Source organism: Dyella sp. S184 (genome assembly GCF_009766065.1).
Classification (GTDB): Bacteria; Pseudomonadota; Gammaproteobacteria; order Xanthomonadales; family Rhodanobacteraceae; genus Rhodanobacter.
In genome coordinates this window covers 623777-638660 of sequence record NZ_LMUE01000002.1, presented here as the reverse complement: position 1 = coordinate 638660, position 14884 = coordinate 623777, and the positions used below count along the sequence as shown (strand labels likewise).

General features: G+C 64.3%; 13 protein-coding genes. 8 read left to right on the top strand and 5 right to left on the bottom strand.

The features are described from left to right. Window positions 1-6 precede the first annotated feature (6 nt). From GSQ75_RS02765 to GSQ75_RS02750, 4 genes are all read right to left on the bottom strand, one after another. Window positions 7-924 carry a glutaminase gene (locus GSQ75_RS02765; protein ID WP_158752988.1) on the bottom strand — a complete coding sequence of 306 codons (918 nt, stop codon included), beginning with the start codon at window positions 922-924 and terminating at the stop codon, window positions 7-9. 54 nt (window positions 925-978) lie between these two features. Further along, window positions 979-2232 (bottom strand): polyhydroxyalkanoate depolymerase, encoded by a 1254-nt coding sequence (gene phaZ, locus GSQ75_RS02760; RefSeq protein WP_158752987.1) that lies wholly within the window; start codon window positions 2230-2232, stop codon window positions 979-981. Window positions 2233-2321: 89 nt separating this feature from the next. Then, a complete protein-coding gene (locus GSQ75_RS02755; RefSeq protein WP_158753880.1) occupies window positions 2322-3080 on the bottom strand; it encodes a methyltransferase domain-containing protein in 759 nt (252 codons plus the stop codon). Window positions 3081-3121: 41 nt separating this feature from the next. Continuing rightward, window positions 3122-3625: an RDD family protein gene (locus tag GSQ75_RS02750; protein WP_158752986.1), complete on the bottom strand. Its 504-nt coding sequence runs from the start codon at window positions 3623-3625 to the stop codon at window positions 3122-3124. Window positions 3626-3675: 50 nt separating this feature from the next. Between GSQ75_RS02750 and xerD the strand changes: the two genes are divergently transcribed. The 6 genes from xerD to GSQ75_RS02720 all read left to right on the top strand — a co-directional run bounded on the left by xerD (window position 3676) and on the right by GSQ75_RS02720 (window position 12063). After that, entirely contained in the window at window positions 3676-4593 is a 918-nt protein-coding gene (gene xerD / locus GSQ75_RS02745; protein ID WP_158752985.1) for a site-specific tyrosine recombinase XerD, read from the top strand. Between the two features lie 78 nt (window positions 4594-4671). After that, the gene (locus GSQ75_RS02740) at window positions 4672-5445 is read left to right on the top strand and encodes a thioredoxin fold domain-containing protein (RefSeq protein ID WP_158752984.1); all 774 of its coding nucleotides are present in this window, start codon (window positions 4672-4674) and stop codon (window positions 5443-5445) included. A gap of 91 nt (window positions 5446-5536) precedes the next feature. Next, window positions 5537-9400 (top strand): phosphoribosylformylglycinamidine synthase, encoded by a 3864-nt coding sequence (purL, locus tag GSQ75_RS02735; protein ID WP_158752983.1) that lies wholly within the window; start codon window positions 5537-5539, stop codon window positions 9398-9400. Between the two features lie 29 nt (window positions 9401-9429). Further along, window positions 9430-10185 carry a hypothetical protein gene (locus tag GSQ75_RS02730; protein WP_158752982.1) on the top strand — a complete coding sequence of 252 codons (756 nt, stop codon included), beginning with the start codon at window positions 9430-9432 and terminating at the stop codon, window positions 10183-10185. A gap of 94 nt (window positions 10186-10279) precedes the next feature. Then, entirely contained in the window at window positions 10280-11167 is an 888-nt protein-coding gene (locus GSQ75_RS02725; protein WP_158752981.1) for a glycosyltransferase family 2 protein, read from the top strand. Then, entirely contained in the window at window positions 11143-12063 is a 921-nt protein-coding gene (locus tag GSQ75_RS02720; protein WP_256369776.1) for a DMT family transporter, read from the top strand. Before GSQ75_RS02725 ends, GSQ75_RS02720 begins: the two co-directional genes overlap by 25 nt. Here GSQ75_RS02720 and GSQ75_RS02715 read toward each other — a convergent pair. Then, window positions 12051-12536: a DUF2127 domain-containing protein gene (locus tag GSQ75_RS02715; protein WP_158752980.1), complete on the bottom strand. Its 486-nt coding sequence runs from the start codon at window positions 12534-12536 to the stop codon at window positions 12051-12053. The genes GSQ75_RS02720 and GSQ75_RS02715 overlap by 13 nt on opposite strands. Window positions 12537-12723: 187 nt before the next feature. On the opposite strand from GSQ75_RS02715, the gene iadA reads away from it, so the two are divergent. After that, complete coding sequence (gene iadA, locus GSQ75_RS02710; RefSeq protein WP_216840593.1) at window positions 12724-13887, top strand: beta-aspartyl-peptidase; 1164 nt, start codon at window positions 12724-12726, stop codon at window positions 13885-13887. A 104-nt stretch (window positions 13888-13991) separates the two neighbouring features. Beyond that, window positions 13992-14840 carry a cyanophycinase gene (locus tag GSQ75_RS02705; protein WP_158752978.1) on the top strand — a complete coding sequence of 283 codons (849 nt, stop codon included), beginning with the start codon at window positions 13992-13994 and terminating at the stop codon, window positions 14838-14840. Window positions 14841-14884: the final 44 nt, after the last annotated feature.

The window sequence follows — 14884 nt, the reverse complement described above, 5'->3', positions numbered from 1 at the left end:
TGCTGACTAGAAGATCGACAGGCCGGTCTTGGCCGTGAAGCGTTCCAGTGCGGCGCTGCCGGCCAGCGAATTGCCCTTGGCGTTGAGTGCCGGTGACCACACCGCCACCGCCAGCTGGTTCGGAATGACTCCGACGATGCCGCCGCCAACGCCGCTCTTGCCCGGTATACCCACGTGGTAGGCGAAATCGCCGGCCGCATCATAGGTGCCGCAGGTCAGCATCAGCGCATTGATGCGCTTGGCCTGGTCAGGCGAAAGCACGCGGTCGCCGCTCCATGGGCAGCGGCCCTGATTGGCCAGGAACAGGAATCCGCGCGCCAGGTCCACGCAACTCATCGCCAGCGAACACTGGTAGAAGTAGAAATCCAGGACATCGTCGATCGCATGCTCGAGGTTGCCGAAACTGCGGATGAAATTGGCCAGCGCGGCATTACGGAAACCGTTCGCCTTCTCGGATAGCGCGACTTCCGGGTCGTCGCGTATGTCGGGATTGCCGCTGCAGCCGCGGATCGTGGCCAGCAATTGCGCGCGTGGATCTTCCCGCGTGGCGAGCACCACATCGGCGACGACCAGCGCGCCCGCATTGATGAAGGGATTGCGCGGCAGGCCGTTTTCCAGCTCCAGCTGAACCAGCGAGTTGAAGGCGTTGCCGGACGGCTCGCGGCCCACGCGCTGCCACAGTTCATCGCCGATGGACTGCAACGCCAGGGTCAGCGTGTATACCTTGGAGATGCTTTGTATCGAAAACGACTCGACCGCATCGCCGGTCTGGTAGAGGCCACCATCGAGCGTGACCACCGCCATGCCGAATTTCTCGCGCGGCACACCGGCCAGGCGCGGTATGTAATCCGCCACGCGGCCTTGCAGCAGCAGCGGCCGCACCTCGTCGCGGATCTCGTCCAGGATGGCTTGGTAGTCAGGCATGGCTTTGCGTACTTCCCGTGCGGGGCAGGGGAATCATGGCGGATTTGCGGGAAGTCAGCGCGCTGGGCGATCGAACTTGCGGATGAAGTCGCGCACCTGCGGGTAGACCGTCTCGCGCCAGCGACGGCCGCTGAAGATGCCGTAGTGCCCGGCGCCTTCGATGACCTTGTGTTCGCGTCGCTTGGCCGGAATGCTGCTGCACAGGTCATGTGCGGCCTGGGTCTGGCCAAGGCCGGAGATATCGTCCAGCTCGCCCTCGATGGTCAGCAGGGCACTCTGCTTGATCGCGGCCGGGTTCACCCGTTCGCCGGCGACGTCCCATAGCCCGCGTGGCAGCAGGAACTGCTGGAAAACCTTTGCGATGGTGTCGAGATAGAACTCGGCCGGCATGTCGAGCACGGCGTTGTATTCGTCGTAGAACTTGCGGTGCGATTCGGCATCATCGAGGTCGCCGCGCACCAGGTCCTGGTAGAAATCCCAGTGCGAGTTGAGGTGCCGATTGGGATTCATTGCGATGAATCCGGCGTGCTGCAGGAAGCCCGGATAGACCTCCCGGCCGCGACCGGGATAGTTCGGTGGCACGGTATGGATCACGTTGCCCTTGAACCACGACAGCGGCTGGTTGGTGGCCAGGTTGTCGACGCTGGTGGGGCTGCAGCGCGGATCGATCGGGCCGCCCATCATGGTCAGGCTGCGCGGGGTGGCTTCACCGCGCGCGGCCATTAGCGATACCGCCGCCAGCACCGGCACGGTTGGCTGGCACACCGAGATCACATGCAGCGAGCTGGCGCCGATATGGCGGATGAATTCCTCGACATAGGCGATGTAATCATCCAGGCCGAAGCTGCCGTCGGCCGTGGGCACCATGCGCGCGTCGACCCAGTCGGTGATGTAGACCTTGTGGTCGCGCAGCAGGGTACGCACAGTATCGCGCAGCAGCGTGGAGTGATGGCCGGACAGTGGCGCCACCACCAGCACGACCGGATCGGTCTTCATCTTCTCGATCGTGCCCTGATCGTCACTAAAGCGCTTGAAGCGCTTCAGCTGACAGAACGGCTTGGCCAGCGCGACACGTTCGATCACCGCGATCTCGTGATCGTGCGCGGTGGCAGTGTGCAGGTCGAATTCGGGCTTTTCGTAAGCTTTACCGAGCCGGTGGACCAGTTCGTAGCCGGCGGCCATGCGCTGGGAACCCGGCAGTTGCGCGAACGGACTGCTGTTGTCGTTGAGCATGCTCGCGTTGGCTTGCGCGAAGTAGCTCAGCGGGCCGAGGAAGGCGCGCTGCCATTCGTGGATTTGGTAAAGCATCGTAATAGGGTGACCGGGGACGAAAACGCTTCCATCTTAGCGCCGTTTGAGCCCGGTGTGGTGCGATGCCGCAAAACGCTAGTGCCAGATCAATCAGTGACTTGGCGATAACGGCAGTGCAGCAGCACCTCGTCGACCCCCTGCGTATCGCCAAGTCCGGCGCGCCATTGCAGCGATTTCTGGAAGTGCAGGCCGAGCGGCATGAACACCCGGTTGTACCACCACATCGCGCGCTGGCGTCGATGGGTCAGATACCACTGGCCGATATCGAGCAGGCGTGAGGACTTCGGCTGCATGCCGTAGACCGCGCTGTGCTCGATGGTGAAGCCGTGCTGCGCCAGTCGGGCGACGATCTGCGCCGGCTCATAGCGGCGGCAGTGGCCGACGAAATCATCGAATGCCGTCCACGCTTCCGGGTGCAGGGGTACCGACAGCAGCACGGTGGCGCCGGGCGTCGCCACCCGTGCCAGTTCGGCCAGCGCGCTGTCGTCGTCGGCCACGTGTTCCAGGATATCGAGTGCGCAGATCAGCTCGAAACTGGCATCCCGGCAGGGCAGCGCACCGATCATGCCGTGCACCGCATCGGCGCCACACGCATGCAGGCATTGCAAGGCGGCATGGCTGAGGTCGACGAAGCAGGTGCCATGCAGCGGCAGGCGTGGGCGCAGGCCAGGGGCCACTTCAAGTCGGCGCGACGCCGTACTCGTCAGTTCGTGTACCAGCGGCCAGGTGTTGAAGCGCTCCGGTCCGATCAGTCTGGCCTCGGCCCACAGCGATTCGTAGAAGCTGCGGTTGGCGCGGATCAGTTCGGCATCATTGCGGTTTTCGACAGTGCGAAGTTTGGGCATCATGGGATTGAATCTGGTACACGCTGAGCGAAATGTGAAACTCAGCCGAGCAGGCGGACCTCGGTATGCGCGGCAAGATCATGGAGGGCACGTCGGCGCGGATCGAACAGCCCCACCGCAAACCAGCAAGCCCAAACGATCAGCACGGTCCAAAGCGTCGCGCGCAGCCCGATTACCGGCGCCAGCATCAGCAGCACCAGCGGTGCCCCGGCCACCATTACGCGGATCAGCGCCTGCTGCAGCGACGGTGTACCGCCATCGTCGCGCGTCACCCGGGTGCGCCACGGCCGCATGCCGAGTGTCTGGCCACCCCGGCGCCACGAGCTGATGAAATACGCCGTTACGACCAGACCCTGCAGCGCCTGGTACCAGATCGGAATCGCCGTGGTGACGCCGGTGTGGATCAGCTGGCCACCGGTGGCCAGCTGGCACAGCAGGCCGACCACCATCACGATCGCCACCACGATCAGCAGGTCATAGACCAGTGCCAGCAGGCGACGCCACAGCGGGCACGGGATGTCGGTGGTGACAAGGTTGATCGGCATCGGTTGTTGATCGCTTGCGTAGTGCGCGCGCAATGCCCAGCATCGTGCGCATGAAGAAGGAAGAAAGCCGTACCAGTATCGCCGATGCCGATCGGCTGAGCATAAGCAGTTTCCTGGAACGGGTGTGGTCGGAGGACGGTCTGGCCGACCGTACGCTGGAGGCGTACCGATGCGATCTGGAAGCGCTTGCCAGCTGGCTGGCTGGCCGCGGCCAAAGCCTGCACACGGCGCGGCGCGAGGATATTTCCGCGTACCACGGTGCGCAAGCGGTAGCGGTCCGCTCGCTCGCGCGGCGGCAGTCGGCGTTCCGGCGTTATTACGCGTTTCTCGCGCGCAACGAGCCGGGTTTTGCCGATCCGACCTTGCTGATCGAGCGGCCGAAGATGCCGCGCAGCCTGCCCAAGGCGTTGGCCGAGCGCGAGATCGAAGGCCTGCTCAACGCCCCGGATGTAACCACCACTCTGGGCCTGCGTGATCGCGCGATGCTGGAGCTGATGTATGCATCAGGCCTGCGCGTATCCGAATTGGTCGAATTGTCGCTGGCTGCGCTGAATACGCGCCAGGGTGTGCTGCGAGTCACCGGCAAGGGCGGCAAGGATCGGCTGGTGCCGGTGGGCGAAGTGGCGCTCGAACATATCGCTGCCTATCTGGCCGGCGCACGGCCGGAGCTGGCGAAAGGGCGCCAGCCGGCCGCGTTATTCCTGAGTCGGCGTGGCGAGGGCATGACCCGGCAGATGTTCTGGACACTGGTGAAGCGCTACGCGGTGAAGGTCGGCATCAATTCGAAACGCATCTCGCCACATGTGCTGCGGCATTCGTTTGCCACCCATCTGTTGAATCACGGTGCCGACTTGCGCGCGCTGCAGATGTTGCTCGGCCACAGCTCGCTCAGCACCACCCAGATCTATACGCTGGTGGCGAAGGAAGGCCTGAAACGGTTGCATGCACAGCATCATCCGCGCGGCTGAGGGCGGTTCAGCCGGTTGTGCGAGAATGAGCGAACAGTGTCGGCCGTGTGCCTGCCGATCGGATTGATGAGGTTGGTGATGTTGAAGAAATTGTTGCTGGCGCTATGCGTCGGCGGATTTGCGTCAAATGTCAGCGCTGCTGATAGTGCCGCGACCGTAGTCAATAGCCCGGCGGTTACGCCAGCCGCTGCAAAGATTGTGCAGCAAGCGATCAAATCCCTGTCGGCGAAAGCCGAGATTGATTCGATCGAGCCGGCGCCGTTGCCGGGGTTCTACCAGGTGATTGCCTCGGGCCAGATCGTGTATGTCAGTGCCGACGGCAAGTACCTGCTGAACGGCGATCTGATTGATCTGGGCAAACACGAGAATGTCAACGATGCTGCATGGGCTGTCTTCCGCAAGGCTGAACTGGCCAAGGTGCCGGCTTCCGAGCGGATCGTGTTCGCGCCGCCGCATCCGAAGTACACGGTGACCGTTTTTACCGACGTCAATTGCGGTTTCTGCCGTGCATTGCATGAACAGATTGCCGCATTTAACAAGGCCGGGATCGCAGTGGAATATCTGGCGTGGCCGCGCGAGGGCGTGATCACTACTGCCGGTCGACCCACGCCAACCTATACCGAGATGGTGTCCGTGTGGTGTGCCGATGACCGCAAGGCCGCGTTTACCGCCGCGAAGGAAGGTCACGCGCCGAAGGTGGCCAGTTGCACCAATCCGGTCAAGGACGAGTTCAACCTGGGCGTGAAGCTGGGGGTCGAGGGTACGCCCACGATCTATGGCCCGGATGGCCGCACGCTGGGCGGTTACGTCACCCCGGATCAACTGCTGCAGGCGTTGCAGGCGGGCAGCTGAGGTCGTTCTGGCGCGGCTTTCGGGCCACGCTTATGCCGTAGTGCAGCATCAGTTAGAATAGGCGTTTCCATCGCATAGCGCCGTTCCCCGCATGATCGCACTCGACGGGCAGAGCGCCCTCTCGCCGTTCCGCCTCGAACGTCTCAATGCCCGCCTGGATGCCTTGCATCGTGGCGTGCGCGTGCAGGCGTCGTGGTTTGTTTATTTCATCGACGCCGATGCGACGCCGGAAGGCGCGCTGCGCCAGCGTCTGCTGAGCGTGCTGGAAGCAAAGGATGCCGCGCCGGAGCCGGCCACGCTGTGGGTGGTGCCGCGACTGGGCACGATTTCGCCGTGGTCGAGCAAGGCCACCGACATCCTGCATGGCGCCGGTTTCGACGTGCGTCGGGTCGAGCGCGGGCTGGCCTGGCAGGTCGCCGGTCTGCCAGCGGCCGAGGCGCCGGATCACGCCGCAATCATGGCGGTGCTGCACGATGCGATGACGCAGTCGGTGCTGGATCGCATCGAGGATGCACAGGGGCTGTTCCTGGCCGGATCGCCAGGCGATCTGGTGCATGTCGCGCTCGGCGCTGATCCGCGTGCGGCACTTGCCGAGGCGAACGCACGGCTGGGTCTGGCACTGGCCGACGACGAAATCGAGTACCTGGTCGAGCGCTACGCCGAACTCGGCCGCGATCCGACCGATGCCGAACTCTTCATGTTCGCGCAGGCGAATTCCGAGCATTGCCGGCACAAGGTGTTCAACGCCAGCTGGACGGTCGACGGCGCGGAACAGGACAAGAGCCTGTTCGGCATGATCAAGCACACCCACCAGCATTCGCCGGCACATACCCTGTCCGCCTATTCGGACAACGCCGCGGTGATCGAGGGCAGCGTTGGCAAGCGCTTCTTCGCCGACCCGGCCGATGGCGTGTGGCGCGGCCACGAGGAACGCATCGATTTCGCGATCAAGGTGGAGACGCACAACCACCCGACCGCGATCGCGCCATGGCCGGGCGCGGCTACTGGTGCTGGCGGCGAGATCCGCGACGAAGGTGCGACCGGCCGCGGCGGCAAGCCGAAGGCTGGCCTCACCGGTTTCTCGGTCTCCGACTTGCGCATCCCCGGTCATCCGCAGCCGTGGGAAGTCAATCGCCCGCTGCCGCCACGCATGGCCAGCGCATTCGAGATCATGCGCGACGGCCCGCTGGGTGCCGCCGCGTTCAACAACGAATTCGGGCGCCCGTGTCTGGGCGGCTATTTCCGCAGCTACGAGCACGAGACCGGTGAAGCGGGCCTGCGCCGCGGCTACGACAAGCCGATCATGCTCGCGGGCGGCCTGGCCAACCTGCGTGCCGGCGATGTGCTGAAACGCGCGGTGCAGCCGGGCAACAAGGTGATCGTGCTCGGTGGTCCGGCGATGCTGATCGGCCTCGGTGGTGGCGCGGCCTCGTCGGTCGCTTCCGGTGCGTCGAGTGAGGAATTCGATTTCGCCTCGGTGCAGCGCGACAACGCCGAGATGGAACGGCGTTGCCAGGAAGTCATCGACGCCTGCTGCGCGCGTGGCGAGAACAATCCGATCGTCAGCGTGCATGACGTTGGTGCGGGAGGCCTGTCCAACGCGATTCCCGAATTGCTCAACGACGCTGGCGTCGGTGGCGTGATCGACCTGTCGAAGCTTCCCTGCGATGACCCGTCGCTGTCGCCGATGCAGGTGTGGAGCAACGAGTCGCAGGAACGCTACGTATTGGCTATAGGCCCGGAAAATCTGGCCGAGTTCGAGGCGATGTGCGTGCGCGAGCGCTGCCCGTATGCGGTGGTCGGCGACGCCACCGTCGAGCGTCGGCTGCTGCTGACCGATCCGCGCCGCGAGCTGACGGTGATCGACCTGCCGATGGACGTGCTGTTCGGCAAGCCGCCGCGGATGCATCGCGATGCGAAGCGGATCAAGCCGCGCGTCGACCTGCTGCCGGATCTGTCCGGCATCGGCATGGACGAGGCGTTGCTGCGCGTGTTGCGTCTGCCCACCGTGGGCAGCAAGAATTTCCTGATCACGATTGGCGACCGCACCGTCGGCGGCCTGAATCATCGCGATCCGATGGTCGGTCCGTGGCAGGTGCCGGTGGCCGACTGTGCGGTGACCATCGCCGATTTCAATGGCTACGCTGGCGAAGCGATGGCGATGGCCGAGCGCGCGCCGGTGGCACTGCTCAACAGCGCGGATGCGGCACGCCTGGCAGTCGGCGAGGCGATCACCAACCTCGCCGCGGCGCCGATTGCCAGCCTCGGCGAGATCCGGCTGTCGGCGAACTGGATGGCGGCGGTGAATCATCCCGGCGAAGACGCTGCATTGTTCGATGCCGTGAAAGCCATCGGCATGGAACTGTGCCCGCAACTGGACATCTCGATCCCGGTCGGGAAGGACTCGCTGTCGATGCAGACCGTGTGGGAGGACGGCGGCAAGCCTCAGCGCACGGTATCGCCGGTATCGCTGGTGATCACCGGCTTCGCCCGTGTCACCGACGTACGCCGCACACTTACCCCGCAGTTGCGGCTTGATCGCGGCAACTCGGAGCTCTGGCTGATCGATCTTGGCGCTGGACGCGATCGCCTCGGCGGCTCCGCCTTGACCCAGGTGTTCAACCGCAGCGGCGGTGTGCCGCCGGATCTGGATGACGCCAAGCAGCTGAAGGCGTTGTTCGAACTGGTGCAGGAGGCAAATGCAGGCGGCCTGTTGCTGGCTTATCACGACCGCTCCGATGGCGGCGTCATCACCACCCTGCTGGAGATGGCATTCGCTGGTCACTGCGGTCTGGAGATCCATCTGGACGGCTGGGGCGAGGCCGCGTTGCGCGCGCTGTTCAACGAGGAACTCGGTGCAGTGATGCAGGTGGCCGAAGCGAATCGCGAGGCGTTCGAGGCGTTGCTGGTCAAGCATGGCTTGGCTGGCATCAGCTACCGTATCGGCCGGCCGAAGGAGAAGCTCGGCATCAAGCTTTTCCACGCGGGCGACACCTTGTTCAAGTGGAACTGGATCACATTGTTCAAGGCGTGGAACGAAACCAGCCACGCGATGCAGCGCCTGCGCGACAACCCGCAGAGCGCCGATGCCGAACAGGAATGGCGGCTCGATGATGCCGATCCGGGCATCACGCCGAAACTCAGCTTCAATCCGGCCGAGGACGTGGCCGCGGCGCTTGTCAACAGCGGCGCGCGTCCGCGCATTGCGGTGCTGCGCGAGCAGGGCGTCAACGGTCAGGCCGAGATGGCGGCCGCGTTCACCCGCGCCGGTTTCGATGCGGTCGATGTGCACATGTCCGATCTGGCCACCGGCCGTTACAAGCTGGCCGATTTCCGTGGCTTCGCTGCCTGCGGCGGTTTCTCCTACGGCGACGTGCTTGGTGCGGGTCGTGGTTGGGCTACTTCGATCCTGTATAACGAGATGCTGCGTGAGCAGTTCGCGGCGTTCTTCGCCGATCCGACGAAGTTCGCACTTGGCGTATGCAACGGCTGCCAGATGATGGCGCAGCTGAAGGAGATCATTCCCGGCGCGCAGCACTGGCCGAAGTTCCTGCGCAACGCATCGGAGCAGTACGAATCGCGCCTGGTCACGCTGGAAGTACTCGATTCGCCGAGCCTGTTCTTCAAGGGCATGGCCGGCTCGCGGATTCCGGTGGCAGTAGCGCACGGCGAAGGCCGGGTCAGCTTCCCGCAGGCGTGCAGCCCGTCCAAGTCGAACGGTGCGGTGCGTTTCGTCGACAACCGCGGCAAGCCAACCGAGAACTTCCCGCTCAACACCAACGGCTCGCCGGGTGGCTTGGCCGGCTTCACCGCCGCCGATGGCCGCGTGACGATCATGATGCCGCACCCCGAGCGCGTGTTCCGCAGCGTGCAACTGAGCTGGCATCCGGACAGCTGGGGTGAGGACTCACCGTGGATGCGCATGTTCCGCAACGCCCGCGTGTGGTGCGGCTGATCGCACATCGCGCGATGAAGCGCTGAGCCATGGCTCGGCGCCGCTGGCCGACATGGAACATCTGGCTGCCGGGACTGGCCTGGGTTGCATTGCTGGCGCTGCTGCCGTGGTGGCTGTGTTTGCCGCTGCTGCTCACCTTGGTGGCGGCGTTGCTGTTGCTGCAGCACCGGCTGGCTGTCGAGCATGCATCCTTGTGTCGGCAAGGACTGCGCTGGGGCATGCCTGGTATGTTGTTCGCATTGCAGCGGGGGCTTGGCGGTGATGCGTTCGCGTGGGGTGCGGCACTGCTTGGTGCGCTGGTGGGATACACGCTGTTGGCTGGACTGGAAGCATGGCTCGATCGGGATCTGCGCCGTGTGTCCCCACCGGTGGTGGCGATCTCGTCGGCATCGGCCGAGTGGCCCGAACTGGCGTTGGCACCGATCGGCCCGATTGCGCAAATCATCGAGCTGCAACCACCGGTCTGGCAATTGACCGGGACCGAGCTCATCGATCCGCGTGGTGGCGGCGCGATCCATCGCGACGGCAGTTATCGCTTTGCCGATGGCAGTGGACTCGATGGCGTTGGCGCAGATGCCGGTTTCAGTCCGGGTGGACGCTGGTTTGCGCTGCGCGCCGACAACGGTCACGGCATCGTGTTGTGGGATCGTGAGCGTGATCAGCGACATCACCTGCGTGGCTGGCAGTTGTGTGGCTGGTATCGCGAGCAGCCGTGGTTGTTCAGGCGTGATGGCGAGATGCCGCTGGCACTGTCGGCTGTTTTGGGTCACGACGACGAGGACTGATTTCGGTCCGACTGACCATTTTGCGTAGCGGATTTTTCCGATTATTTCGTGTCCGGTTGTTTTCCCAGTGCGTGTCACCGCGCATACTTGCGCGATGGATACTTCTGCCTACCCTCGCTCGCCATTTTCGGTGGCGCTCAGTGTGATCGTGGTATCCGCCGACAGCGGCCCGGCGCTACGCGAATGCGTGCGCCAGCTGTTGAGCAGCAGCCTGTCGCTGGAGCTGATCCTGATCGACAACGCCTCCCATGACGGCGTGCCTTCGGCGATCGAGCGGGCGTATGCGCACGATGCGCGGCTGAAGGTGGTCTATAACCATCGCAATCTCGGCTTCGGCCCGGCGGTGAACCTTGCTGCCAGGCAGGCCGGAGGGCAAGCCTTGCTGGTGCTCAATCCCGATTGTGTGCTGCAGGAAAATGAACTGTGCCAGCTGCTAGCGGTATTAGCCCGCAAGCCGAAGGCCGGCGTGATCGGCGCGGTGGTATGCGACGCCGAGGGCCATCCTGATCCAGCCTCGTGGCGGCGCGATCCGCTGTTGCATCGCGCACTCAACAGTATGCTTGGGCGCGCCGGAGAGCGCGTCAACATCGACGGGGAGATTCCCGCCGAAGTGATCGAGGCCGAGGCGGTGTCGGGTGCCGTGATGCTGCTGCCACGCGCCATGTTCGAGCGGCTCGGCGGTTTCGACGAGAAGTATTTCCTGCACTGCGAGGACCTCGACCTGTGCCGCCGTGTCCGTGACCTGGGTTACCAGGTATTGCTGGCTGGCGATGTCCGCGTGTTGCACGGCAAGGGTGGTTCCAGCCGCCACCGGCCGGTGTTCGTCAGTCGGCACAAGCACCGCGGCATGTGGCGCTGGTTCCGCAAGCACGATCCGGCCGCGCGCAACCCGCTGGTGACTGTTGCAGTGTGGATGGGCATCTGGGCACATTTCGTGCTGCAGATCCCGGGCCAGCTGTGGCGATTGCTGTCGCGCCGGTGACGACCTCACGGCGGATTGCCACCCTGGCGACCATCGGTCTGCTGGCGATGACCGCGGTATGGGGTTCGACCTTCGTGCTGATCAAGGACGTGGTCGCGCGCATGCCGGTGGCGGATTTTCTGGCCGTGCGTTTTGCCATCGCTGCACTGGTGATGCTGGCGTTGTTTGCTCGGCCGGTGTGGCGGCTTGGCCGCAAGCAGGTCATGCGCGGCCTGCTGCTCGGCGTGATCTACGGTGCGGGGCAGCTGCTGCAGACTTGGGGGCTGTCCCTGATCGCGCCCAGTGTCAGCGGTTTCGCCACCGGCATGTATGTGGTGTTCACGCCGATCCTGGCGATGCTGCTGTTGCGCCAGCGCATGGCCGGCGTGGTGTGGTTGGCGGTGCTGCTGTCCACCGCCGGACTGGCGCTGTTGTCGCTCAATGGCGTCTCGGTCGATCTCGGCGTGTGGCTGACGCTGGCTTCGGCCGCGCTGTACGGCCTGCATATCGTCGGGCTCGGTCAGTGGTCGCGCAAGGGTGAGGCATTCGGCATGTCGGCGGTGCAGATGATGGCGATCGCCGTGGTCTGCCTGCTTGCTACCGCACCACACGGACCGACGCTGCCACCTGATCGCAGTGCATGGTTTGCCGTGCTGTACATGGCCTTGGTCGCCGGTGCCGGTGCGATGCTGATGCAGACCTGGGCGCAGTCGCATCTGCCGGCGACACGTGCCGCGATCGTGATGACCACCGAGCCGGTGTTCGCCGCCGCGTTCGCGGTGCTGCTCGGCAGTGATGTGCTCACTTGGCGGATGCTGGTAGGCGGAGGCCTGATCCTGGCAGCGATGTACCTGGTCGAACTGATGCCGCGGCGCGGCGATGAACTGCCGGCCGAAGCAGTGCATCACGAGGTATGAGGCTTGCGCGATTGCAGGGCCACGCGCACCAGGTAAATGATGATGACCACGTTGCCCACCAGGGTGGCCAGTTTGAGCCAGCCGAAGTGGTGCAATGTCTCGTAGATCTCGAGCGGGATCAGCGAGCCGGTGGTGATCACCGTGAACCATTCCGCCCATGGCTTGCGCAGCCACAGGCCGACGCCTTCGACGGCGAAGATCACGGCATAGGCCAGCGCCACGATGCCGATCGCGACGAACTTGCTGGGACCCATCTCCTCCAGCACGTTGACCAGCCTCCAGCGCAGGCCATTGCTGTCGGCCAGGGACAGATGTTCGAGCCAGTGCACCAGATGTTCGAAGTTCTGTGTCCGGTTCAGATGAAATGCCGCGATCGCCACCAGGATCAGGCCAACCGTCTTGACCACCTCGTAGATCGCGATCACGCGCAGGCCAACGCTGTGCCGGGATTCGTGCTTCGGGGTTTGCTTCATGCAGGGAGTGCCGGGGTATCGGACATGCGGGGACTCAGGAGCTTAGCTGATCATTGTGGCGGTCTTGGCGTGATTGGTCGAGTCGGGGTGCTCGTGGCGTATGGTCGCGGATACTTGCCATAAGTCCCCAGCCCCGATCCTGCTTGACGCCATCGTGGGTGATCGGCACGCTGCACCGATGAATCTCATGCTTTTACGCAACGCGCAGGTCCATGCGCCCGAGCCGCTGGGGCAGCAGCATCTGCTGCTGGGCGGTGGTCGCATCCTGTGGATGGGAACGGGGCTGTTCGATCTGCCGGCCACACTGGCGGTGGAGACCATCGACCTGCAGGGACGCCGGCTGATTCCGGGGCTGATCGACGCGCACGTGCACGTAACCGGCGGTGGTGGCGAGGCGGGTTTCCGCACACGGGTGCCGCCGCTCGGCGTGTCGCGCTTTACCCGTGCCGGCATCACCACGGTAATCGGCCTGCTCGGCACGGACGATGTGGCGCGCGGCCCGCGCGACCTGCTGGCGACGGTCTATGCGTTGCGCGAGGAAGGATTGAGCGCGCTGGCCTTTACCGGCGGCTATCACGTGCCACCCCGAACGCTCACTGGCACGGTCCGCGGCGATCTGGTGCTGATCGAGGCGCTGATCGGCATCGGCGAAGTGGCGATCAGCGATCATCGCTCCAGCCAGCCAACGCTGGACGAGCTGCTGCGACTGGCCGCCGACGCGCATGTCGCCGGGTTGATGACGGGCAAGGCCGGCGTGCTGCACCTGCATCTGGGCGATGGTCCGCGCGGACTGGACCTGGTGCGCCGCGCGCTGGAGCAGAGCGAACTGCCGCCGCGCGTGTTCCATCCCACCCACGTGAACCGCCGCAAGGCGCTGTTCGACGAGGCGCTGGAACTGGCCGGGCGAGGCTGCACGATCGACCTCACCGCGTTTCCGGTCGAGGAGGGCGAGGATGCTTGGAGCGCGGCCGATGGCCTGATCCGTTTCCTGGACAGCGCCGCACCGGCTGAACGCATCACGATCAGCTCGGACGCCGGCGGCTGCCTGCCGGTATTCGATCACGAAGGTCACGTCTGTCGGATGGGCGTGGGCGAGTCCGGTGCGCTGCTGCAAACCCTGAATGAGGTACTGCAACGTGGCGTGCCGCTGGAGCGCGCGCTGCCGGCGTTCACCAGCAATCCGGCGCGGTTGTTGCGGCTGCCGGCCAAAGGTCGCATACAGGTCGGTGCCGATGCGGATCTGGTGGTGCTGGACGAGGCGGGAGCTGCGCACGAGGTGATCGCCGGCGGCATCGTGCATGTGCGCAATGGCCACATCGAACATCGTGGCACGTTTGAGAACGCTGTGTAGACGTTTGATGCGTCAGGATGGATCGGATGACCGTTATCGATCCAATAGACTCAGAGAACCGCATGAAACCGAAAACAGATGAGAACAAAATTGATGAGGGCAGGATGAGTCCCAGCAGGGTGTTGGAAGGGGAGCAGCGCGGATGGATCGTACCGATCGGCGGCGCGGAGGAGAAAGAGAACGACCCGCGCATTCTTGAACGATTCGTTCGCCTGTGTGGTGGCGCTGACGCGAATATCGTGGTGATTCCGACGGCGAGCCAGCTTGCCGATACCGGCTCGCGTTACGAAAGACTTTTCACTGGTCTCGGTGCCAGCGCAGTCAGCGTGCTTGATTTCGACATGCGCCGCGATACCGAGGAAAAGAACCGGTTGCAGAGGCTCGATCAGGCGACGGGCATCTTTTTCACCGGCGGCAACCAGTTGCGCTTGTCGACCATGCTCGGTGGCACGCCGGTGGCGCAGCGAATCCGTGCGTTGAATGCACGTGGCGTGCACGTCGGCGGTACCAGCGCGGGCGCCAGCATACTCAGTGAACACATGATCGCGTTCGGCAAGGAGGGATTGTCGCCCACCGCCGGCAGCGTAAGGCTGGCACCCGGACTGGGCCTGACCAATCGTTTCATCATCGACCAGCATTTCAGCCAGCGTGACCGGTTGGGTCGCCTGATGGCCGCGCTGGCGTATAACCCCTACGCGGTCGGCATCGGTCTGGACGAGGACACGGCGGCATTCATTCGCCCGGACAATACGCTTGAGGTCGAGGGCAGCGGCGCGGTCACCGTGCTTGACGCAGGCAATCTGCAGTTCTCGTCGATGGCCGATGCCGGCGAGCACGATACGGTGTGCATGCTGGGCATGACCATTCATGTACTGATTGCTGGTGCTACCTTCAACATGCAGACGCGCCACGCTTCGGCGGGTACGCTGGCGACATCGAAACAAATTGCCTGAAACGGGTCCGGTTCCAAACTCTCTGACGCGGGCCCTCGGCTCAA

Excerpts from the sequence above, each read along its gene's own strand:
- GSQ75_RS02755 (WP_158753880.1), bottom strand. The coding sequence starts at position 3,080 with ATGCCCAAACTTCGCACTGTCGAAAACCGCAATGATGCCGAACTGATC.
- iadA (WP_216840593.1), top strand. The coding sequence starts at position 12,724 with ATGCTTTTACGCAACGCGCAGGTCCATGCGCCCGAGCCGCTGGGGCAG.
- GSQ75_RS02740 (WP_158752984.1), top strand. The coding sequence starts at position 4,672 with ATGTTGAAGAAATTGTTGCTGGCGCTATGCGTCGGCGGATTTGCGTCA.
- GSQ75_RS02715 (WP_158752980.1), bottom strand. The coding sequence starts at position 12,536 with ATGAAGCAAACCCCGAAGCACGAATCCCGGCACAGCGTTGGCCTGCGC.
- GSQ75_RS02705 (WP_158752978.1), top strand. The coding sequence starts at position 13,992 with ATGAGTCCCAGCAGGGTGTTGGAAGGGGAGCAGCGCGGATGGATCGTA.
- purL (WP_158752983.1), top strand. The coding sequence starts at position 5,537 with ATGATCGCACTCGACGGGCAGAGCGCCCTCTCGCCGTTCCGCCTCGAA.
- xerD (WP_158752985.1), top strand. The coding sequence starts at position 3,676 with ATGAAGAAGGAAGAAAGCCGTACCAGTATCGCCGATGCCGATCGGCTG.
- GSQ75_RS02725 (WP_158752981.1), top strand. The coding sequence starts at position 10,280 with ATGGATACTTCTGCCTACCCTCGCTCGCCATTTTCGGTGGCGCTCAGT.
- GSQ75_RS02750 (WP_158752986.1), bottom strand. The coding sequence starts at position 3,625 with ATGCCGATCAACCTTGTCACCACCGACATCCCGTGCCCGCTGTGGCGT.
- GSQ75_RS02730 (WP_158752982.1), top strand. The coding sequence starts at position 9,430 with ATGGCTCGGCGCCGCTGGCCGACATGGAACATCTGGCTGCCGGGACTG.
- GSQ75_RS02765 (WP_158752988.1), bottom strand. The coding sequence starts at position 924 with ATGCCTGACTACCAAGCCATCCTGGACGAGATCCGCGACGAGGTGCGG.
- phaZ (WP_158752987.1), bottom strand. The coding sequence starts at position 2,232 with ATGCTTTACCAAATCCACGAATGGCAGCGCGCCTTCCTCGGCCCGCTG.